The organism is Marinithermofilum abyssi (assembly GCF_014641195.1).
Taxonomy (GTDB): Bacteria; Bacillota; Bacilli; order Thermoactinomycetales; family DSM-45169; genus Marinithermofilum; species Marinithermofilum abyssi.
The window spans coordinates 31,790-53,136 of the sequence record NZ_BMHQ01000013.1 but is presented as its reverse complement, the minus strand read 5'-3'; the positions used below and the strand labels follow the sequence as shown (position 1 = coordinate 53,136).

The following is a 21,347-nucleotide window of genomic DNA, read 5'->3' as shown; positions in this document are numbered from 1 at the left end:
CACATTCACAGCCCCCAAAAAAACAGAAACTCATCTGGCCTTTCTGAATTCGCGCTATAAACGGAATTTATTTCAGGCTCTCTAGGTATGCTTCCAGAGCATCCAAATCCTTTTTCTTCAAAAAGTCGATCGCGGGCATGTGTGCACCCGGCTTCACATTTTGCGGATTATGGAGCCATTTATTCAGATTTTCCGGATTGTTTTCCAACAAGCCGGCAATCTTATCCCGGTCACCGAATCCAGCCAAGTTGGGCCCTTTGTTGCCCGGGCCTTTCAGTCCAGCGCCGTCAATAGCGTGACAGCCCATACAGTTTTGGGCAAAGACCTTTTTCCCTTCTTTTTCCTGGGCCGTTTGCGGCTGTGAGGAAGGTTTCTGGCGTTGTTTTACCCACTTTTGGAACTCTTCCGGCTTTTCAGCAACTACGTGAAAGTTCATCAGAGCGTGGCTGGCACCGCACAATTCGGCGCACCGACCCTCATATGTTCCGGGTTTATCCGCTTTCATCCACATGGTATTTTTTCGACCCGGAATCAGGTCGGTCTTCCCTGCTAGACTGGGAACCCAGAAAGAGTGGACCACATCTACGGAAGTCAATTCTAGATGCACTTTTTTCCCAGTCGGGATATGCAATTCCTGGGCTGTTTTAATGCCCAATTCAGGATATTCAAACTCCCACCAGTATTGATGAGCAGTAACCTTCACCTCGACCGGCTGTTCTGCCTTGGGAGGCTTCGCGGCCAAAGTGAAGGTGGATTTTAAGGTGGGAACCGCCAAAATTGCCAACAGGATAATCGGCACTACCGTCCAGAGGATTTCCAGCTTCGTGCTGCCTTCTACCTGCTTCGGAATAGTGTTGTCTCCAGGCTTCTGACGAAAGCGAATCAGGACATAAGTGAAAATCGCCAAAACGATGACACAGACAAACACCATAATATAAATACTCAGGTATACCAAGTCCAGCTGCATTTGGCCGGCTTCACCCTGAGGTTCCAGCACCGACATCCTCGGCTGTTGGCATCCCGACAACAGGAGCGCAAACAGTGCAAATGTCAACAACACGCGCCCTATCACACTGTGTCGACTCATTTCCCCATTCTACCCCGCTTTCTCTCATCATCTCGATCAGTCGACTGTTTTCTATACATGAACGCCGGTTAGAGAATGGCAAAAAAAGCCAAACGGCGGAACACACTATCTCGTTGCTCATTCCAATCAGCCAAGTAAAGCAGGGTCCAACAACATAATCAGTTGCATGGAAGTCAAATAGATGAGAGAGTAGATAAACATTTTGCGTGCCCAAGATTCATGATCCTGGGTTTTCCAACCGTTCAGAGCCAACACCAAGTAAACCGCACCCATAATCAGTGCAAAAGCAAGATAGATCCAACCCACCACATGGGTTGCGTAAAGCAGCAAGGATGCAGGCAGGATCGCAATCACAAACCACAGGATTTGTCGTTTGGTCTCCCCGTGCCCTTTTACCACCGGCAACATCGGAATGCCGGCCGCACGGTAATCCTCTGCCTTTAGCATGGCGAGAGCGAAAAAGTGCGGAGGCTGCCAAACAAACATAAACAGGAATAACACCCAAGCCGGTGCATCGACAGAACCGGTTACCGCAACCCAACCGATCATCGGGGGTACTGCGCCGGAGATGCTTCCGACCACTGTGTTCCAGTAGGTCGTCCGTTTGGTCCAAGCCGTATAAATAAAAACGTATATGAAGAAACCAACCGCTGCCAGGAGGGCGGATAGCGGGTTTACCAGCGCAACCAATACAGCGGTTCCTGCCAGAAACAGTCCGATCCCCATCCAAAGAGCTGTTTGGGGATGAATGCGTCCCGCTGCCACGGGGCGGTTGCGTGTACGGGCCATGTGCGGATCGATGTCGCGATCGATGAAGTTATTAACCGTACATCCACCAGCAATCACCAGGGCTGTTCCCAGTAACATAGCCAACAAAAGAGAAAAATTGAACTGGTTATGACCTGCCAGCCAAAAACCGGTAAACGCAGCCATCAAATTGGAAGCGTTGATTCCGGGTTTGGTAATCTCCCAGTAGTCACGCCAGGTGGCTTTCTGGGTTTCGTCCTGCTGCGATTCTTCCCCCAGAATTCTGGTGGTGGATTGTTGCGTCATCGGTCGTTCCATGGTACCCCTCCTTTCTACTGACCGGGCTCTCCTGTACGGATGAAAAATAAGACTACACCCAACCGTACATTCAGGTTTCCCTGGCCAAGATGCCCGGTTTTGCTCTCGGGTTTCATCAGCACGCGGCAAAAAAACCGCGCTGGAACAACCCTCATGCAAAACCAGTCCGCATTTGGCAAGGAGAGGGTCCCAGCGTTATCGGCAAAAAAGCATAAAACTAAAAACAGGGCCTTGTTCGACACATGCCTATCGCCATCCCTCGATTCAACCTCATTTGTAAAAATAAGGTTCATGTTTGCTGTAGGGACTGGCATTTTAACACAACTACATTTTAGTGGAGTAGAAAGAACAGAGTCAAGTAGAGCAAAAAAAGGTTCATAATATGGATACATAACTGGGCCTATATCTTACGGCCGATGTACAAGTCATTGCTCCGTGTACGTACCGGAACGGGAAAGCCATTTATATACTTCTACGTAGGTTCCCTTTCCTTCGTTGTCCCGAATGGAGAACTCGTCCATCAGCTCCCGGACATGCTTGAATCCAAAACCATCAGAAACCGCCGGGGATTCCGATTTGCGGATCACTTCATCCACATCAGCGATTCCGGGGCCGCAATCCTGGACCACAATGCGCATGCCCGTTTTCTCTCCCTCTTCCACCTTCTCGATGTGGACAACCCCTTCTTCCGCATGGTGTACCACATTGCGGGCCAACTCCGATACAGATTGCACGATCCGGGATTGATCCAGATCATTAAACCCGTACTCTTTAGCCAACTCCCTCACTTCACTTCGGATGGAAACAATATCCCACTCGTACTTGATCGGGAATGATTTGCGCACGCTCTTCCCCTCCATCTTTTCACGGTGCATCTGAAGCCCCGGTTTAAACAGTCGTTTTGTTGGACTGTTCCAGATGCTGTACGTTAAACAACCGTGCGTACTTGCCGTTTCGTGCCATCAATTCGTCGTGGGTGCCGCTTTCCACAATCTTCCCCTCTTCTATGAGACAGATCCGATCGGCATGCGTGATGGTGGACAGGCGGTGCGCCACGATCAAGGTGGTGCGATTCTCCGCCAGCCGCTTCAAGGACTCCTGAATAAGCTGCTCCGACTTTAAGTCCAAAGCCGATGTGGCTTCGTCCAAAATCAGGATGGTCGGATCTTTCAAAAAAACCCGCGCGATGGCAATCCGCTGCTTCTGTCCACCGGATAGTTTGACGCCTCGTTCTCCCACTTCCGTTGCGTAACCCTTTGGCAACTCCATAATAAAGTCGTGGGCGTTGGCCGCCTGAGCCGCTGCAATCACTTCCTCCATGAAGGCCTCCGGCTTACCCATCAGAATGTTGTCCAGCACACTGCCGCTGAATAAAATATTGTCCTGCAACACAACGCCGATGTGACGGCGAAGTCCTGTAAGGGTCCAGTCCCGCAGGTCCCTCCCGTCGATCCGGATACTGCCCCGGTTTACATCGTAAAAACGCGGGATTAATGAAACCAACGACGACTTTCCTCCTCCGCTCGGTCCTACCAGCGCAACAGTTTGACCCGGGGGAATGTGCAGATCAATTCCTTTCAACACCTCTTCCCCGCCATCCCGGTAAGAAAAATGCACCCCTTCAAACCGGATGTCCCCCTGTGCTTCCGAAACATCGGTAGCATCCGGGCGTTCTGTGATGTCGTAAGGTTCATCCATGAACTCGAACACCCGATCCATCGATGCGAGGGATTGTGTCAGGGTGGTGGAAGAGTTGACGAGCCTCCGTACCGGAGAATAGATCAAGTTGAGATACCCGTAGAAAGCCGTCATTTCCCCGATCGTCAAGTCTCCTTGAATCACCTGCACGGCTGAAAAGCCGATGACCAGCAAAGGCGCTATGTCCGTGATGGTATTGATGGCCGCAAAGGTTTGCGCGTTCCATTTGGCATGGGCGAATGCCCGGTCCAAAAAGTGCCGGTTACGCTTATGAAACTGCCGCTGTTCATGCTTTTCCAGGTGAAATGCCCGGATAACGGAGATCCCTTGAATCCGTTCGTGCAGATGGCCTTGCAGCTCTGCCAAGGCCTGGGAGCGTTCCCGGGTCAAACGGCGCAAACCTTTGTAGAAATACTTGACGGCAATCCCGTACAGCGGAAACACCGCCAAAGCGACCGCCGTCATCAGGGGATCCATCCACAACATGATGGCAACGGCTATGGCCAGTGTCGTCATGTCCAGCCAGATGTTCATCATCCCTGTAACCACAAATTCTTTGGTCTGTTCCACATCGTTGATCACGCGGGAGATGATCTGTCCTGCCTTCTGGTTGTTGTAGTAGCGTAGCGATAGTTTTTGTATATGGTCAAACAACCTGTTTCGGATGTCAAAAAGCACCCGGCTGGCCGTCCATTGCGCAAAGTACTGCCGGTAATATTCGATGGGCAGCCGCAGCACGGCGAAAACAAAGAAGGCGCCCCCGAGCACCCACCACAGTTTTTCTACCTTTTGGCCTGCGGTCATGCCCGTCATCAACAAGTCATCCACCACATACTTCAAAATCAAGGGCAGCAAGAGCGGGATCCCAAATTTCAGGACACCGACCCCCATCGTTAACCCGATGGCTTTTCGATAGGGGCGAACAAACCGAAGATACCTCCGGACACTCCCCATACACTTCTCCATCTCCAATTTTTAAAAGGTCATTTTTCTATTATAACAGAGCTGCTAATAAAAAGCGGCTTGGTGTGAAGTACCTACACAAAAAAACCGGTTTTTCCGTACGGAAAAACCGGTTTTCGCCCTTCGTCAGCTGCGGGCTTTTTCCAAAGCGGGCAACAGCTTCGGATTGAGAATCTTGATATAGGTCCCTTTCATCCCGAGAGAGCGGGATTCCACCACGCCGGCGCTTTCCAGCTTCCGGAGAGCGTTCACGATAACGGAACGGGTGATTCCCACTCGATCGGCGATTTTGCTGGCAACCAACAGGCCTTCGGTTCCGTCCAGTTCACGGAAAATGTGCTCGGCTGCTTCCAGCTCACTGAATGACAGGGAGTTGATCGCCAATTGCACCACAGCCCGGCTGCGTGCTTCTTCTTCGATCTTACCGGCACGTTCCCGCAGAATTTCCATACCCACAACGGTGGCGCCGTATTCAGCCAATACCAGATCATCATCGACAAATTTGTCGTTGATGCGGGACAGCACCAAAGTACCCAGGTGATCCCCGCCCCCAATAATCGGTACGAGAGTGGTATAACCATGTTTGAACATGTCTTTCATCTCTACCGGATAAGCAGTGTAGGGACTATCCACGCTGACGTTGGAGGAGGTTTTCTCCACTTCCATCAGCAAGCGGGCATATTCTTCAGGAAATTGACGCTCTTTGAGGTAGGACTGCATCCGTTCGTTTTCGATTTCGTGGTTAATGGCCAATCCCAAGATTTTGCCGTCCGGGTCAACGACATAGATATTCGCCCCAATGACATCACACAGTGCTCCCGCCACTTGGTCAAAGTCTACCAGATGGTGGCTTACATTTTTTTGCAGAATACGCGAAATACGACGCGTTTTACTCAACAGATCCATAAGATATTCCCTCCAAAATCGTACTGTTTTTTCATTATGTTCTTTTATTCACAATCCGTTCTTCAAGAGCAATTGTGGGTAATTATGGGATCAAAGGAACAAAAACCACTCTCGAAAACGAAATCTGCAGTCTGTTATAATGTTGAACCTGGACGTGCCGTTGCCCTTACCTATTATGCTCCCTTCCTCCTGCAGACGCAAAAGTTTTTTGTGAACACTTTTTGACTTTTTATATTATTTGAAATTGCTTCCACAAATGCCATCACAAAAATGCTGCCAATGACGGCCGCCACACAATCAACTCCACTTTCCCGTCAATCAGCCGGTACGGAACCATTCCCACACTCTCATAGCGGCTGTCCCTGCTGGCAAACCGATGGCGATTGTCACCCATGACAAACACCGTACCCGGTTTTACCACTACTGGACCGTAGTCACCGTCCTCGATGGAAGAGTTGATGTACCGTTCCTTTACCACCTGACCGTTCCGGTATAACCTCCCTTTGCGTATCTCTATTTTATCCCCGACTACGCCTATGACACGCTTCACCAGATATCTTCCTTTTTGAGAGGGATCCTCAAAGGTGATGACATCTCCCCTTTGCGGATGAGAAAACAGAAAACTGAACTTGTTGATTAATAACCGGTCCCCGTTCTGCAATGTGGGTTTCATTGAAGTGCCGTTGACCACAGACAAAGCGATGCCGAACTGGTTCACCACCAGCGCAAATGAAACGGCGAACAATACGGTACGCAGCCATGACAACAGCCGAGGTCTACTTGTTTTCATTTCTCCTGGTTTCACCCCATACGCTTTGGTCCATATGAGAGAAAAGATGATGCCCTTTTTCCACAAAGCGTTGAGTGAAAGGTTCCGATCCTTCTCGAACCCGGCGTTCCAGCTCCCGTACCGCCCGGTTCACTTCCCGGATCACCCGGGCGGGATACTGCATCCGTTTCCGGTTGATTTCAAACTCTTCCCGATCCAGCCACCGATACCGAAGGTCTGAATCCACCACCAAATCCAGATCGTAGTCGACATATTTCAAACACGGACCCGCCATTTGCACAGGAGAAGCAATATTACAATAAAATAGCTGAAATTTTTTTCCATCGTATAGTAGTATGGTATTAAACCAACGCTTCCTATGAAACTGACAAACAGCCAATCCGTGAGAAACCCACGTGTGACCATCTTTCTCAGTAACTTTCACATCTTTGTTGGCCAGGAGTAAAGAGTCACCCCGATCTTCCAAAACCACCGACCGGTCCCAGCTCCGATGAAAGCTGCCGTCGTGTTTGATGCTCTCGATACGAATGATTTGGCCCTTGGTAAGCTTCATCAATGCTTCCAACTCCCTGTCCATCTTCTTTTATTTCCAAAATCGGCCAAATATAAAACATAAAAATCAGAATTTATTTCGGCCTTGACATCATTCTTGACAACTATGCATAATATAAAAAACTACAAGATGGACGGATCAAACGCAATGACAGGACCAGTAAGGCAGACTTACCGTACCAGAGAGCGGATGCCCGCCAGGCTGCAAGGCTCCGCCGGGATGCCTGCCCCAACCCACCCTGTGAGCGGACGGTGAAGAGTCGGACGGAGTTTCCTCCGTTATCAAAGATTGGGCAGTTCTTGCCCATTGAGGCGGGCACAGTAGTGCCAAACAAGGTGGTACCGCGGAAGAGGCCTTCTTTCGTCCTTATGGCGAAGGAGGGTTTTTGTTTTTATATCAGGAGACAGGAGGTCGTGACCCATGAACGATAAACCGCAAACCTGCTTTATCGGAGCAGGAGCGATGGCCGAAGCCATTTTGTGCGGTCTGTTGGAGAATACCGATACCCGGCCCCATCAGATCCGCGTCATCAACCGGACCAATACCGATCGTTTACGCGAGTTGGAACAGCGGTATCAATTACTTGCCGCAAACGATAAAGAAGAAACCATCCGCCAAGCAAAGCAGGTCATTCTGGCGGTGAAGCCCAAAGATATGGCAGATGCTATCCAGCAGTGGGGCAGCTGTATCCACTCCGGCCAAACGGTGATCTCCGTTGTTGCCGGCATCCCCACTTCCTTCATCGAATCCCTGTTGCCGCAGCCGACCGCCGTCATTCGGGCGATGCCCAATACATCCAGCATGATCGGTCGTTCTGCGACAGCCTTATGCAAGGGACAATACGCACAGCAAAAAGATCTGGAAGCTGCTGTTCGCATCTTTTCCGCCATAGGGTCTGCCATTGTGGTGGAAGAAGATCAAATGGATACGGTTACCGGCCTTTCCGGAAGCGGGCCGGCATATATCTACTACCTCGTGGAAGCCCTGGAACAAGCGGGAATCGAAGCGGGACTGAGCCGGACGGTGGCAAGGGAATTGACATTGCAAACCTTGTTGGGTGCGGCTCATATGCTGGTGGAAACCGGGGAAGAACCTGCAGAATTGCGAAGAAAGGTGACCTCTCCCGGAGGGACGACCATGGCTGGATTACAGACCTTGGCCGAACACCGGTTTGAAGAAGCCGTTGCCGAAGCCGTCCATTCCGCCAAAAAGCGGGCCCAAGAGCTAGGCCGCTCGATGACGGCGCTATCCCGCTGATCAGTGAAAAAGAAACCCAGCGACCGACCGGCCACGGTTCGCTGGGTTTTTTCTATCGAGATGGATTGTCAGATTGCTGAGGCTTTAGCGAACAGTTTCCTCCTGGAAGCTCCGGTAAGACTTCGCCAAGGCGACCGCTTTCTTCACATTGACATATCCAGCCGAATCTCCCAGCGTGCCGGGCATAAACTGGGAAGTACTCATCAAAATGCTTTTCACATCATTGGGGCTGAGGTTCGGATTGGCCTCCAGCAGGAGCGCCGCGATTCCCGCCGTAATCGGCGTCGCCATGGACGTTCCCGATAAGGCGATATAATGCTCGCCTACCCGTTTTTCAGGCAGTTGTTTGTCAATCGGGGAGCCCGGCACGTTCAAGGAGATGATATCGGTGCCTGGAGAGTAAATATCCGGCTTGACCAAGAAATCCAACGTGGGGCCTCTGGAGGAGAAGGAAGCTTTTTCGTCATCCTTCCGATCCACCGTGTTTCTATCGTCCGCCGCTCCCACCGTAATCACCACAGGGTCCAAGCCGGGGGTGCTGATCGTGCCGGGGAAAGGACCTTCATTGCCGGCAGCGACACACACGACAATCCCGTGATGCCATGCAACCTCAACTGCTTGAGCCAGCGGATCATCCCGATAGGATTCAAAAGCGGGAGCACCCAAAGACATAGAGATAATGCGGATTCCGTATTTTTCCTTGTTTTCTACGCACCATTCCACACCTTTGATCACTGTGGAAAGCTGTCCGCCCCCTTCGGCGTCTAGCACCTTCACCCCGACCAGTTTCGCCTCCGGAGCCGGCCCCGCATACAACCCCTCGGATTCATATCCGTTTCCGGCTGCATCACCGGCACAGTGGGTACCGTGTCCTTGATCATCATACGGTTCTTCTTTCCCGTTGATCAAATCAGCAAAAGCGATGATACGCTTATCCGGCTTCATCAGGTCTGGATGAGGGTGGATACCTGTATCGATCACAGCGATCGTCACATCTTTTCCGGTCAACCCCTCTTTTGCCTGCACGTAGTCTGCACCGGTCGATTTGCGGGCGACGTCTAAAAACGCACGCACTTCCCGGTCGTAGAAGATCTTGGCCACGCCTTCATGCCGGGTTAAATCCCGCAGAGTATCCTCTTTCATTTGACCGAAAAAGCCATTGAAGAACTTCAGCTCCCCATCCATGCTCTCCTCGTCACTGATCTGGCACCGTTCATACAGCTCTTCCCGGTGCTTATCCTCTAGGTCACTGACAAACTGGACGATGACCGGAAGGGTGGATCGTTGCGTTTTTCCCTGACGCAGTTGCTTCAACTGATGCACCAAACCGGGATCCAAACGATCGCCGACAGTTTCAAACCAAGCCTGCTGATTTTTTCTCATGATACCCACCTCCTACTCTTGCTATTTGCCACCGAATGGAAGAAGTCCTCCAAAAAATCGTCATTCGACAAAATCTATCAAAAAGATACATTGAGAAAGCATAATAAAAAACGGTCTACCCCGTTTTCCGTTGGAAGTCTATCGCCATTTTTATGTATCGTAGCACTTGAATCCGCTAGGTTTCACAAAAGAAAGGGCTTTCAATTTTTCGCCACATTCAGACGCTTTCGCGTCCGAATGCCGCAGGTTTAACCCACTTGGGTTTCTGCGGGCTGAAATACCCAGCCCTTCTCCATCGCGTCGGAACAGATACTGAAATAGCCCAAGTGCTCATAAAACGGCTTCAGCTTTTCCGTCCCTTCGTCCACCATGACCTCGATCCGTTTGACTCCTTTACTGCGTAGCCGTTCTTCCAAAACAACGGCCAAACGGCGACCAATTCCACGTCCTTGATAATCGGGATGAACTGCCAAACAGTAAAAATACCCGCAACTGCCGTCCATGGTACCGACAATCGCTCCAACTACTTGGCCATCCATTTCCGCTACCAAAACCAGATCGCGGTCGCAACCCAATTGCTTGGACAACATCTTCAATGTTTCCTGTTCTTTTTGCTGTGACGCCGTCATTTTCCAGATGGCCGACACGGCATGAACATCCGACAACTGAAAAGACCGAAGGTTCATTGGACACCCTTCCTCCTGCTCACCCAAAGCTGTTTTTTAGTTTACTAGAGTGCCCCTCGCTTTGCAATTTGAATACCTGTAAGCAATCCTCCGTTTCCTGTTCAAAAAAAAGCCATAATCTCGCGTTCTCTCGCAATTTCACCCCAGATATCAAAAAGTTCGCACAATCATTTGGTTGAAATTACCACCCAATATATCCCTTTTTTTCGATACGTTAGGGGTACAGGTTTGCCGAAAGGCTTCGTTTGGGAATGGTAATTTGTATGAGTTTCATCATAACCAAGCATCATTGGAGGAATCACTCATGCACAGATTTGGCCGGCTCGGTTGCCTGATTGCCGCCGCAATGCTCGCGGCAGCCGGCTGCACCCAGCCTTTTCATCAAGATCGATCAAACGCTTCAGCCCAACCGCGGCAACAGCGACAAACACACCCTGCTGAAAAAGACGGCACCATCGTCTATCAGAAACGGGTTCCCCTGCATTCCCGTTTTTCCAACCGAGTGGAGGTATACCGCATCCGTTATCTGAGCGACGGATTGGAAGTAGTTGGATATCTTTCCAAGCCCAAAGGAGATCGTTTGAAAAAACATCCCCTGATTATCTTCAACCGCGGGGGCGGGTTGGAACGATCTAAAATCAACAGGAATATCCTGCGGTATTTTTCTTTTCTCTCTTCCAAGGGTTACGTAGTGCTCGGCTCCCAGTATCGGGGCAACGACGGAGGGGAAGGACATGAGCAGTACGGCGGTTCTGATCTGGGCGATGTACTGAGTCTATTTCCGTTGGCCGACCGCCTCCCCTACGTCGACCGAAAACAACGGGTGATGTTGGGCTATTCGCGGGGCGGTATGATGACGTACCTTGCGATGAAAGCCGGCGTTCATGTAAAAGCGGCTGCCGTCGTCGGGGGAATTACCGATCTGGAGCAATTTTACCGGGGCCGAATGGATGAGCCCGATGTCATTCAGGCTATTCACCGGATGGTGGGTGACCCAAAGGTGAATCGGGAAGAATATGAGAAGCGTTCTGTTGCCCAATGGCCCGACAAGGTGAATGCTCCCCTCTTGATCCTGCATGGGACCAACGATGACAAAGTATCGCCCAACCAAGCACGGAAGCTGGATCATCAGCTGATCCGGCTGAATAAAGAGCATCGCACCGTGTTCTTCCGCGGCGGCGACCACCATTTGAGTACACATGAAAAAGAGCGGGATCATGAGATTCTCCGCTGGTTTGCCGACCACCTGAAACAATGAACCGCCTTTCAATATAGGGGGTCATCGGAGGCAAGTCAGTAACCGTTGTTTATGTATGATATTTTTTGATATCATGATTGAGAGCATAAAAAAACACCGGTTCCCCGATGTTTTTACCATCTTCCCTGTTGACTAATTTGCTGTCCTTGTGGATATAGCGAGGCCAAAGAAAACGTCCTGAGAGCGTCGTCCCGCCTACGGGCCGGCCAAAGACCGTGTGAATGATGGCGATTCATACGGTCATTTATTTTGCCCCGAAACCCCGAAGGGCATCACTCACGCATTTCACGCACTACAATTTACACCTCTTCACACAAGCCGTGTGACACACCCGCTACGGCAAAGAGGGTAACGGCATCACCCCGCCCTCTGGCGACGCTCTCTCTTCTTCCGAGTGCGCCAATCCATTAACAGGCGGAGTATGCTCCACCAGCGAAAAGATCGCTAGGGGGAGAAGGCCGATGGGAAAACGGAACACCGCACCATTGTCCTATTAAGCGTTGGAGAAAAAACCTTTGTTACTTGGGCCAGACCCATTCTCGGAAGCGAGGGGATACCTCCTCGTAATCTTCCCTGCTTCACGACGGTGCAGGATGGTTGCCGCCTTCCACAACCAGACGGAGATCAGGAAGAAGGTTCCCGCATGAATCCAGAGCACTCGATGGGGACTCGTTCCCATCCATAGGGACATCGACAACACCCCTGCCCACACAGCGATGTATCCGCAGGAGAAGGACGATGGCAAGAGTGAATTCCGCAACATGACTGCTCCATACATCAACCCGCCGATCACATAACAAACGGGGATAAACACACCGCCCATCCGGGTCAACAACAACTCCCATGAACCGGCATAGTCGGCCAGAGAGACGGAAGGCATCTCCAACAACCAACTGGCCATCAGCGGCATCCAGATCATGCGAAGCAAATCATGGATCACGGCAGCTGCACCACCAATGACGCCGACCATCCAGGCAAGCTGCAGAAACGGGCGATACCGGGAAGGGAGCGCTCTTAACAGAAAAAACAGCGCCACACACAGTCCGATGGTAGCCGTTATGCTGAAAGCTCCGGTCATCCACGCACCTTCCCTTTCCGTCGTATATACCATGCGATCCATAAAAGATACCGGGTAGTTCCACACATGGCCTCCTATCACGATCGCCGCTGCTGCCTGAATGGCGGCAATTCCTTTTAACAACCGGACCTGCCAGGTACGAAGCGATATATGGATGACATCCATCATTTTTTACCCCCACCTTTTCCCTGTCGGTATCCCCACTATATGCGCCGAATCTATAAATATACCGAACAGCGCTTGCTATCATCTTGGTCCGGATGAGAGAAAAACATACCCGTCATTGCACTTTCTCCATCGCTGTTGGATGACCATAATTCCCGTCATCCTGTTCCAACTCTTTCATCAAGAATATAGGGCCTCATCTTTTTTCGGCTGCTACCATGATATCCAGTTTACCGTGGCCTTTTTGGCCATGTTCAAAATCCTCCAATTTCAAACCACCGGCATGACTCCGTATATCTACTTCACTTTCGGGACTGGGAGCTCGAATTTCCGGAAACTTCTCCATCTTTCAGGTGGAATCCACCTTCAACCACGGATCTCCCAATTGCTTCGTTGTGATTGCACACAGATGATGGATATCCAATACCATGGGCACTTCGCAGTCTGGGGCAATATCGAGGGTTTCCCGGGCAGTGAAAGCTTTTGAAAGTTGTCGATGAACGCTTGTCCCGAACACTTCTTATTTCCATATACCCCGCCCACACGGATTGCACTTATTGGCGGGGGCCAATCCCATGGCTTCCAGCATCCGGACATGATGATCCAACTCGGTGATCGACTTTTCCACTACCTCGAGCTGGAGGTTTCGCATGTTTTTCCGCACTTATCCCATACTGAAAAAGAGGTGATGATACATGTATATGGGTCGCGATCTGGAAGAACTGAGCGCTGTTCCTCTAGCAGAATGGGAGTTGGAGGAGCTTTCCTTTCACCACTTTATGATGTCGCAAATGAGACCCTGGATGAACGCCCAAGGTGTCAGCCTGCATCAACAATTGATAGCTGAAATCGAACGCCGGGGCGGCCTCGGAAATGCGGAACACCCGTAAAAGGGGCGACGCGTGATACACAACCTCGTTTGTCCGATATAAAATGGAAGGAGCGGGTTACTGTAACCCCATGTAAATGCGAATAGACCGGCTGGCATCCCGCCCAATAAAGGTGAAAGTGCAAATTCCCCAGCAGACAATAAAAAACCGCAAGGGATACCCTTGCGGCTATTCGTTACCTTCTTGCCGGGATTGCAACTCGTCGGTCGGCTTCTTGGGTTGTTCGTTTTTGACCGGCTCCGGATTTCTCGGGGCCGGTTGAACCGCTTTGGCGTGGTTGTTGGCTTTTGGGGTGGAGTAGACTTCCACGGTCAATGCTCCGCCCGACAGGTAGGATCGGATCAGGATCGGCTCTGTCAGGTTGTTTTTGAAACGAAAGTCCGGACCGTACCAAGAGACGGTGGCATCTCTCCCTTTTGGCACATAGGTCACCTCTTTACTGTGGGAAAAGCGAGCCACTACCTGCAGCCCTGCTTCGTCCACGCTGTTGAAAAGAGTGGACGAGGTTTGACAAATCCCCCCGCCAATCCCTTCACTGTACTCGCCGCGGACAATGATTTTGGCCGGCCTGTATCCCCGGGCGGATGTCCGCTGTCCCACGGTTTGGTTAAAGGAGAATACTTCGCCGGGATTGAGCACGACGTTATTAATCGCTTGACTGGACAGGCGGACATTGGTCGTCCGGTTGGTATTCCCCGGGTTGTAATAGGTGGTGTAAGAACCGATTTTGCGGGCGTTTACCTGTTTCAAATCCTCTGTTGTCACATCGGGTTGATCCGGCACCATCGGAATCGGCTGGGGGTGATTCAGCCGTTTGTCCAAATCATCCAACCACTTGTGCTCGATTACCGCTAGATCCATCCGTTTTCCTTCTTTTTCCGGCTGAATGAGAGATCCCCACCGCTTCATGCGGGCATTGACCGCCGGTTCGTCTACTTGCTTTTTAATCACGTGCAACCGTTCCAACAAGGCTTCTTTGTCCAAGGTGTCGTCCTTTTTTCCGTTGTAGCCCAATTTGCGCAGATTGATCGTCCACGTTTTCCCGTCATGGGCCAGGATCAGCTTCGCAGGGATCGGTTTGGGCTTTTTCTGTTCCTGTACCAAGGCCTGCGCATTCGTCGATTCGGGGACAGTATTTACAACAAATAAGGTAATCGATACGACAAGGATAAGAACAGCAACCAGCGTCCCCACAGCTGTCGACTTTGGACCGATCCGTTGAAACGGGATTTTTTGGACCAGCGGCACTTTTGACAATAGCGCGATGATTCTTTCGCCAAACTTGCTGATGGTACCGGCCGCCGACACGGAGGAAAGGGGATCTTGCCCCTCTTCCGGCCGACTGCGATCGGCACCCAATCCAGCTTCCTCCACTCGCGTTTCCCCCGTCATGTCTTGCGATTGGGTTTTCTCTTTTTCTTTCACCGAGATCTCTCCTTCGGCTTCAGCTCTCCTGCCGACCCCTCTTCCACTTAAAAAAGGCGGCCCTGTACAGCAGCTTCCTTGTCTGTCTTTTGTTGTGCCAACCGCATCGCCTTATGGTACACTTTGGGGAAAGCATAGGCCTCCAACTCATCTTCCTTTACCCATCGAAACGCATCGGAAAGGGATGATTCCGTGGATATCGCTTCCCCTTCGATCACGGTCACTTGCCACCGCCGATGGCTGAATACATGCTCCACTTCTCCCAACAGTGTCTCTGAGGCGAGATGGATGCCCAGGCTGGACAATCGGTTTGTCAACAAACCGACAGGATTCTCCGCCCCCTCCCGCTCCAGTGAAGGAAGGCCCCACATCCCCGCCAACAATCCCTCTTCGGGCCGCCGTTCCAACAACACCCGCCCATGATTGCGAATCCAGCCGACCACCATCGGAACGGGAGCAGGTGGTTTTGCCTTTTTCTTCACCGGCAATTCGTGTTGAATCCCAAGGGCCCGGGCTTTGCACTCCTGACGCACCGGACAGCTGTCGCATGCGGGATGGATCGGGGTACACACCAAGGCCCCCAATTCCATCAGCGCCTGGTTGAAGTCGCCCGGACGATCTTCCGGAATCAAAGCCAGATCCAGCTCCTCCAACAATCGGCGCGTGCTTACCTTGGTCACATCTTCTTTCAGAACAAACCACCGGGACATCACTCGCATGACATTTCCGTCCACAGCGGGAACCCGCAGGTTGTAAGCGATGCTGAGGATCGCTCCGGCTGTATATGGACCGATCCCTTTGAGACGGGAAATGCTTGCCGGATCCCGGGGAACCACGCCGCCATGGCGCTCGCACACCTCTTTGGCGGCAGCTTGCAGATTGCGTGCCCGGGAATAGTAGCCCAGTCCCTCCCAAGCTTTGATCACGTCATCTTCGTCGGCTTCCGCCAAATCTCTTACTGTAGGAAACTTCTCCATAAAGCGAAGATAATAAGGGATCACGGTATCCACACGCGTTTGCTGCAACATGATTTCAGAAACCCATATTTTATAAGGATCTTGATCTTTACGCCAGGGAAGGTCCCTTTTTACTTCATCATACCAACCCAATAAATGGTTTTGAAGGGAGCGTATCCACTCCTTCCCCGGCGGCTGTATCGGTTGATGTTTTTTTCTGGCCATTGCGCCGCCTCCTTCAGCTGGATCTAAGATGTAAACAAATCAGCGGCTTCTTCTTTTTGATGAGATAGCAAATCGATCAATCGCAGTTGGGTTCCCTGAGATCCCTCTTCCATCACCAGCATCCGATCCCGCCGGGATGAGAGATAAAATCCGGCCAGTGCGGGCAGCGGGGCTTCCCAGCCCGGCGCGGAACGGTTTTGAGCCACATAGAGAAGCCGGTCCCTTTCCGGAGACCAAGTGCCGGCAGTCCCATTCAATCGCTTGGCGATCCGCCCGTCGGATGCACGATAGATCCGGTTGCCGCCCACCAGTATGTACTTACCGGAAGGAGACCACTCAACCAAGCGGTGATTTTTCACCTGTTTCACATCCAACCTCTTCTCCAGCAGCTTCTCTTTGCCGTCCGCCTGCCACAGCCGCAGCGAGTATTCATCCTTCCCGTCCCGGACCACATACACAAATGGATCCGGGTTTAATTTCGGTGCCACGATCACAGGATGCGAAATGTTGGCCAACTGTTTGGTATCCAACGGGTTTGCCGCCCTTTCAGACGAAGTTCCCCGCGGGCCGGGTTCAACATTAACCGTCCATCGCCATTCAAGCTCAGTACCCGGTTACCATCTCCGTAACGCCGCGTCCAATCTTTCCGTGTCAAGTTTCCCGATTGCAAATCATATACATACCAACTTTCCCGATGACCGCGAACCCCCTTGAAATACAAGCGATCCCGATCAAAGAGATAGGGCACCACCTCATTAAAGCGATGGACCTGAAGAACCCCTGGATCTGGCGTATCCTCTTTCACCCAGATCCATACCAGTCCGCTCATCAGCAACAAAACCATCATGATTGCAGTCCCATAACTTTTACGACGAGCTCCCCATTGAATCCCGGCAGTATTTATCCTCTTTCCAATCCCATGCTTTCTTAACCCCTCAGTGGGTACTGGCGTGCTATTAACTATATGAAGATCCCACTTGCCCGTGACACTGTTTCCCCAAAAATTTCCGATTTTCTACCCAAGGAGGTTTGTATATTTGGGAAAAACCTCCTTTCGGATAAGTGTACCAAAAAAGAACCTCTCTTTTAAGAAGAATATGTGTCGTAAAGATTGTATGAACCCGCCTGTGTCCGGGGAAAGAATGAACTATAATGAGGATACGGAAACGGACTTTACAGACAGCAAGGAGGATTTTATGGATACTGCCACCCATTTTGCCATGGGATTCGGGTTGTACGGGCTCGCCCACCTGGATCCGGCAGTGGCCGCTCACCCCGAAACGGCTGAAGCTGTTCTATGGGCGACAGTGATCGGTTCACAGGCGCCGGATTTTGACGGTGTGTCCCGGCTCAAAGGATCGGCCTCCTACATCCGTCACCACCGGGGCTGGACACACTCGCTTCCCATGTTGGCCGTTTGGCCGACCATCATTACCGGATTGCTCGCAATCTGGCACCCCACCGCCCATCTTTTGCACGTATTTCTATGGTCAGCCATCGCTGTCGCCATTCATGTGGGCATCGACCTGTTTAACTCATACGGAACCCAGGCTTGGCGCCCTTTTTCCCAACAGTGGGTCAAATGGCATGTGCTCAATATTTTTGATCCATTCATTATGGGTATTCATTTGCTGGGTTTCTTACTATGGGAAAGCACCCCGGTTCATCCCGGCACGCTGTTCGCTCTTATTTATCTGGTCATCCTATTGTATATCGGATGGCGCTGGCGGGTCCGCCAATCCGTATTGCGACAAGTGATCCGCAAAGAGGGTGCTCCCGGTCACTACACATTGGTCCCCACCATCCGATGGAATACATGGAGCCTCGTCCTGGAAGAAAAGGATCGCGTTCGGATGGGGGAATGGTTGGGAGGTCAAATTGTATGGACCCAAGTGTTGGATAAACGAGCACTGGAGCATCCGGCAGTCAAAGCTTCCCGCAAGGACTCCAAGATCCAGGCGTTCCTCTATTTCAGCGATTATGCTTACCCGCAAGTGAAGGAGACTCCCACGGGATATGAGGTGCGCTGGGTGGATGTCCGTTACCATACCAAAAAACACTTTCCGTTTCAGGCGATCGCCCTGTTGGATCATCACTGTCGCGTGATCGAGTCTCATGTGGGCTGGATGACTGAGCAACAGTTGGAAAAAAAGCTCTCCTCCTATCTACTCAAATCCCACTGATATGCTATAATGGAAACACCTGAAGCCCGCTTTTGCTAAGCGGGTTTTCCATTGCACACAAGGCGGTGACCCAGAGATATGCGTGAGCCGCCTCGCATTGGCTAAACTAAAACCAATTGTGAGCGAGCACGATAGAACATTCATTCACTGGTCGAGAAGGTGAGTGCATTGAAGTCATTGTTGTTTTCTATGGTGACTATTGAAAAGAGCGTAGAGTCCGTACAGAACAAAGCGGAAGAAATCATAAACAATCCCGCCCGCAACCTGTGGCAACCGATAGTGGATTACCTACTCGTCCCCTTGGGACAAATCCTGATCATCATCCTCCTGACCTATATTGCCCTGCGATATGTTGGCCGACTGATCGACCGGCTACTTTCCATCAGTCGCTTCCAGGAAAAACGGGGGAAAACGCTGGCCCGTCTGATCAAGTCCGCTGCCCGATACGCCATTTACTTCATCTCGATGATAACCATCCTGGACAAATTGGGTGTCCAGATCGCCCCGATTTTGGCTGGAGCGGGAATCGTCGGTTTGGCGATCGGTTTCGGTGCCCAAAACCTGGTCAAAGACGTCATCACCGGTTTTTTCCTCATCTTTGACAACCAGATGGAAGTGGGCGACTTCGTCCAAATCAACAACAATATCCAGGGAACCGTAGAGGAAATCGGTTTGCGCATCACCAAAATCCGCGAATTTAACCAGCGGTTGCACTATTTATCCAACGGTGAAATCATCCAGGTAACAAACTACAACCGGGATCAAATGCGTCCCCTGGTAACAGTTACCGTTCCCTATGAATCGGATCAAAACAAGGTGCAGGAAACGTTGGAAGATGTGTGTCAGGACATCGGACAACGGTTTGCTCCCTACCTGATTGAGCATCCAAGCATCTTCGGAGTGACCAACATCAAATTCGACGGTGTAGAATACACCATCATGGCATTGTGTACCCCAGAGGAATACTGGCTGATCGAGCGGGAAATGCGCAAATCGGTCGTACACCACTTCAACGAACGAAAGCTGGAATTCCAGTATCCGCGCTCGATCCTGACCGCGCCTTCGCAAGCAGCCGCATATATGGCCGCGCGTTCCGGCGAAAAAATCCAGGGCTGAAAGCCCTGGATTTTTGCTTTACCTGATCGATTCGACGATCAAGGCGATAACAACAGTCACTCCCACGGAAATCAGTGACCACAGACCGATCCGGCGCAAGTCCCGCATCATGGTTTTTTCGTGATCCACTTGAACCTCTTTTTTGACTTTGCGCTTTTTCCCCATTTGAAACATCCTCCTAATTTCTTCCGTGTATTTTACAAAAAGGTCATCTTGTTGTAACATAAATGTAAAGAAGGGGTAAATCAGGAACGGAAATGTTCAGAATTCATAATCTATATAGAGAAGCCTATAATGACGTTCCTTCCCTGTAATAGGGGCATATCTCTCGGCAGGAAGCAGAGGTGAATGGTATGCTTTTTCATGACCGGATGGTGGTCATTCACCAATCATACGGTACCCCGCGCGTGATCTACTCCTTACGCGGCCGTTTGGATCGGAATCAGATATACAACCAGCTGCGAGTAAACCGAAAGAAGAATATGACTACTTATCAACTGCTGGTGCCGCGCAAGGATTCACAACGGGCATTAGACGTCCTGCACAGCTATAAACAAGAGCTGGAACAAGTGTAGTTCCAGTTCTTTTTTTGCTTCAACCGGTGGTAATATAGTCCCACAAATAAAATGTGGCATAACTCCGCCAAGGCTTCCACTTTTCCCCGATGGTACGAACTTCTTCTTCTGTGGGTTGCACAGCCAGGTTGTAGGCTTTACGAACCGCATTGCGCAAACCGATATCTGCTGCAGGCAGCAGATCAGGGCGTCCCATCCCAAACAGCATCAAGCACTCCGCTGTCCATCTACCCACTCCGCGCAAGGGAAGCAGCCTTTCCAACACTTCCTCATCCTCCAACCGATACAACCCTTCCAGATCAAGACTTCCCTCTGCCACCATCCGCGATATATCGATGACATATTCCGCTTTTCGCCGGTTGAATTGTCTGGCGGTCAAATCCTCGTAGTCCAACTCCGCAACCCGCTCCGGCGAAGGAAAAACCGGATACGTTTCCCCTTTATGCTTTACTCCCTCCCCCGCCAAAGCCACCAACCGTTGAATCAAGGTGGCGGCAAAGGAAAGGTTCAGCTGCTGGCTGATAATGGTCTTGATCAGGCATTCATACAGGGAGGGTTCCAACACCCAGTGCAGTCCCTTTCGTTCTTTCACCACCTGTGCCAAATGGGCATCTTCCTCCGCCTGCCGGTAAAAAGACAGGAGATCTGCATCCAGAGCAAACATATGACGCAGTGTACCTTCCAGCTCCAAGCGTTCCTGCTTCGTCAGCGAGGCGTGCACCCGTATGCGCAAAGAGGGTTGTGCTTCTTTCGACTCACTGATTTCGATCAGACAAGGCTTCCCCCCTGCGCGCAATGTACGGCGAAGAACCCCTTCCCGCCAGTGAAAGGCGGATTTTTCATAAGCAGTTAACCGTTTAACGGTACGTTCAAAATGGTAAATCGGCGGCATGGTCAATGAGAAAGTTTCCATATAGGATCCCCCCTGTCCCCAATCCTTTTTGATTATACCAAAAACAGGGGCACACGCGGCAGGATGGCTTACCGCTGTCGGATGGATGACAAACCCTTTGAACACAGCAAAGCCCTTTCTACCCATCGCTACTCGGCAGAAGAGCCCCGCTATGCGCCTGCTTTTATTCCCGCCG

At 51.1% G+C, this 21,347-nt stretch carries 22 protein-coding genes; 6 read left to right on the top strand and 16 right to left on the bottom strand.

Annotation, left to right across the window (positions count from 1 at the left end; translation table 11 throughout):
• Positions 1-67 precede the first annotated feature (67 nt).
• The 7 genes from coxB to IEW70_RS15490 all read right to left on the bottom strand — a co-directional run bounded on the left by coxB (position 68) and on the right by IEW70_RS15490 (position 7,062).
• On the bottom strand, positions 68-1,087 hold the full coding sequence (gene coxB, locus IEW70_RS15520; protein WP_188648832.1) for a cytochrome c oxidase subunit II: 1,020 nt from the start codon (positions 1,085-1,087) through the stop codon (positions 68-70).
• Positions 1,088-1,213: 126 nt separating this feature from the next.
• A complete protein-coding gene (gene cyoE, locus IEW70_RS15515) occupies positions 1,214-2,152 on the bottom strand; it encodes a heme o synthase (protein ID WP_188648831.1) in 939 nt (312 codons plus the stop codon).
• 425 nt (positions 2,153-2,577) lie between these two features.
• Positions 2,578-2,997: an anti-sigma regulatory factor gene (locus IEW70_RS15510; RefSeq protein WP_188648830.1), complete on the bottom strand. Its 420-nt coding sequence runs from the start codon at positions 2,995-2,997 to the stop codon at positions 2,578-2,580.
• Between the two features lie 43 nt (positions 2,998-3,040).
• Positions 3,041-4,804, bottom strand: a complete 1,764-nt coding sequence (locus IEW70_RS15505; RefSeq protein WP_188648829.1) for an ABC transporter ATP-binding protein — start codon at positions 4,802-4,804, stop codon at positions 3,041-3,043.
• Between the two features lie 135 nt (positions 4,805-4,939).
• Positions 4,940-5,719, bottom strand: a complete 780-nt coding sequence (codY, locus tag IEW70_RS15500; RefSeq protein WP_188648828.1) for a GTP-sensing pleiotropic transcriptional regulator CodY — start codon at positions 5,717-5,719, stop codon at positions 4,940-4,942.
• Between the two features lie 262 nt (positions 5,720-5,981).
• Positions 5,982-6,509: a signal peptidase I gene (gene lepB, locus IEW70_RS15495; RefSeq protein WP_188648827.1), complete on the bottom strand. Its 528-nt coding sequence runs from the start codon at positions 6,507-6,509 to the stop codon at positions 5,982-5,984.
• Entirely contained in the window at positions 6,496-7,062 is a 567-nt protein-coding gene (locus IEW70_RS15490) for a DUF402 domain-containing protein (RefSeq protein WP_188648826.1), read from the bottom strand. The genes lepB and IEW70_RS15490 overlap by 14 nt, the downstream gene beginning before the upstream one ends.
• A 420-nt stretch (positions 7,063-7,482) precedes the next feature.
• Between IEW70_RS15490 and proC the strand changes: the two genes are divergently transcribed.
• Positions 7,483-8,319, top strand: a complete 837-nt coding sequence (gene proC, locus IEW70_RS15485) for a pyrroline-5-carboxylate reductase (RefSeq protein WP_188648825.1) — start codon at positions 7,483-7,485, stop codon at positions 8,317-8,319.
• Between the two features lie 84 nt (positions 8,320-8,403).
• On the opposite strand, the gene IEW70_RS15480 is transcribed toward proC, so the two are convergent.
• Positions 8,404-9,702 (bottom strand): S8 family peptidase, encoded by a 1,299-nt coding sequence (locus tag IEW70_RS15480; protein ID WP_188648824.1) that lies wholly within the window; start codon positions 9,700-9,702, stop codon positions 8,404-8,406.
• Between the two features lie 248 nt (positions 9,703-9,950).
• The gene (locus IEW70_RS15475) at positions 9,951-10,388 is read right to left on the bottom strand and encodes a GNAT family N-acetyltransferase (protein WP_188648823.1); all 438 of its coding nucleotides are present in this window, start codon (positions 10,386-10,388) and stop codon (positions 9,951-9,953) included.
• A 304-nt stretch (positions 10,389-10,692) separates the two neighbouring features.
• Here IEW70_RS15475 and IEW70_RS15470 point away from each other — a divergent pair, with 304 nt between their 5' ends.
• The gene (locus tag IEW70_RS15470; RefSeq protein WP_188648822.1) at positions 10,693-11,646 is read left to right on the top strand and encodes an alpha/beta hydrolase family protein; all 954 of its coding nucleotides are present in this window, start codon (positions 10,693-10,695) and stop codon (positions 11,644-11,646) included.
• A gap of 493 nt (positions 11,647-12,139) precedes the next feature.
• On the opposite strand, the gene IEW70_RS15465 is transcribed toward IEW70_RS15470, so the two are convergent.
• Entirely contained in the window at positions 12,140-12,892 is a 753-nt protein-coding gene (locus IEW70_RS15465) for a hypothetical protein (RefSeq protein ID WP_188648821.1), read from the bottom strand.
• Between the two features lie 692 nt (positions 12,893-13,584).
• On the opposite strand from IEW70_RS15465, the gene yfhS reads away from it, so the two are divergent.
• Positions 13,585-13,779, top strand: a complete 195-nt coding sequence (yfhS, locus tag IEW70_RS15455; protein ID WP_188648819.1) for a mother cell protein YfhS — start codon at positions 13,585-13,587, stop codon at positions 13,777-13,779.
• Positions 13,780-13,947: 168 nt separating this feature from the next.
• Here the strand turns inward: yfhS and IEW70_RS17930 are convergent, their stop codons facing one another.
• Genes IEW70_RS17930 through IEW70_RS15435 form a run of 4 tightly spaced genes read right to left on the bottom strand, consistent with a single transcriptional unit; the run spans position 13,948 to position 17,232 of the window.
• Positions 13,948-15,204: a VanW family protein gene (locus IEW70_RS17930; RefSeq protein ID WP_229752031.1), complete on the bottom strand. Its 1,257-nt coding sequence runs from the start codon at positions 15,202-15,204 to the stop codon at positions 13,948-13,950.
• Between the two features lie 47 nt (positions 15,205-15,251).
• Positions 15,252-16,385 (bottom strand): A/G-specific adenine glycosylase, encoded by a 1,134-nt coding sequence (mutY, locus tag IEW70_RS15445; protein WP_188648818.1) that lies wholly within the window; start codon positions 16,383-16,385, stop codon positions 15,252-15,254.
• Between the two features lie 23 nt (positions 16,386-16,408).
• Positions 16,409-16,915, bottom strand: a complete 507-nt coding sequence (locus tag IEW70_RS15440; RefSeq protein ID WP_188648817.1) for a hypothetical protein — start codon at positions 16,913-16,915, stop codon at positions 16,409-16,411.
• A complete protein-coding gene (locus IEW70_RS15435) occupies positions 16,876-17,232 on the bottom strand; it encodes a hypothetical protein (RefSeq protein WP_188648816.1) in 357 nt (118 codons plus the stop codon). Before IEW70_RS15435 ends, IEW70_RS15440 begins: the two co-directional genes overlap by 40 nt.
• Before the next feature lie 349 nt (positions 17,233-17,581).
• On the opposite strand from IEW70_RS15435, the gene IEW70_RS15430 reads away from it, so the two are divergent.
• Together IEW70_RS15430 and IEW70_RS15425 are read left to right on the top strand one after the other, a co-directional pair.
• A complete protein-coding gene (locus IEW70_RS15430) occupies positions 17,582-18,568 on the top strand; it encodes a metal-dependent hydrolase (RefSeq protein ID WP_188648815.1) in 987 nt (328 codons plus the stop codon).
• A 168-nt stretch (positions 18,569-18,736) separates the two neighbouring features.
• Positions 18,737-19,684: a mechanosensitive ion channel family protein gene (locus IEW70_RS15425; protein WP_188648814.1), complete on the top strand. Its 948-nt coding sequence runs from the start codon at positions 18,737-18,739 to the stop codon at positions 19,682-19,684.
• A gap of 18 nt (positions 19,685-19,702) precedes the next feature.
• Here the strand turns inward: IEW70_RS15425 and IEW70_RS15420 are convergent, their stop codons facing one another.
• A complete protein-coding gene (locus tag IEW70_RS15420; protein ID WP_188648813.1) occupies positions 19,703-19,849 on the bottom strand; it encodes a hypothetical protein in 147 nt (48 codons plus the stop codon).
• A 179-nt stretch (positions 19,850-20,028) separates the two neighbouring features.
• On the opposite strand from IEW70_RS15420, the gene IEW70_RS15415 reads away from it, so the two are divergent.
• Entirely contained in the window at positions 20,029-20,259 is a 231-nt protein-coding gene (locus tag IEW70_RS15415) for a hypothetical protein (RefSeq protein ID WP_188648812.1), read from the top strand.
• Positions 20,260-20,278: 19 nt separating this feature from the next.
• Here the strand turns inward: IEW70_RS15415 and IEW70_RS15410 are convergent, their stop codons facing one another.
• Positions 20,279-21,172: a DNA-3-methyladenine glycosylase family protein gene (locus IEW70_RS15410; protein ID WP_188648811.1), complete on the bottom strand. Its 894-nt coding sequence runs from the start codon at positions 21,170-21,172 to the stop codon at positions 20,279-20,281.
• Positions 21,173-21,347 lie beyond the last annotated feature (175 nt).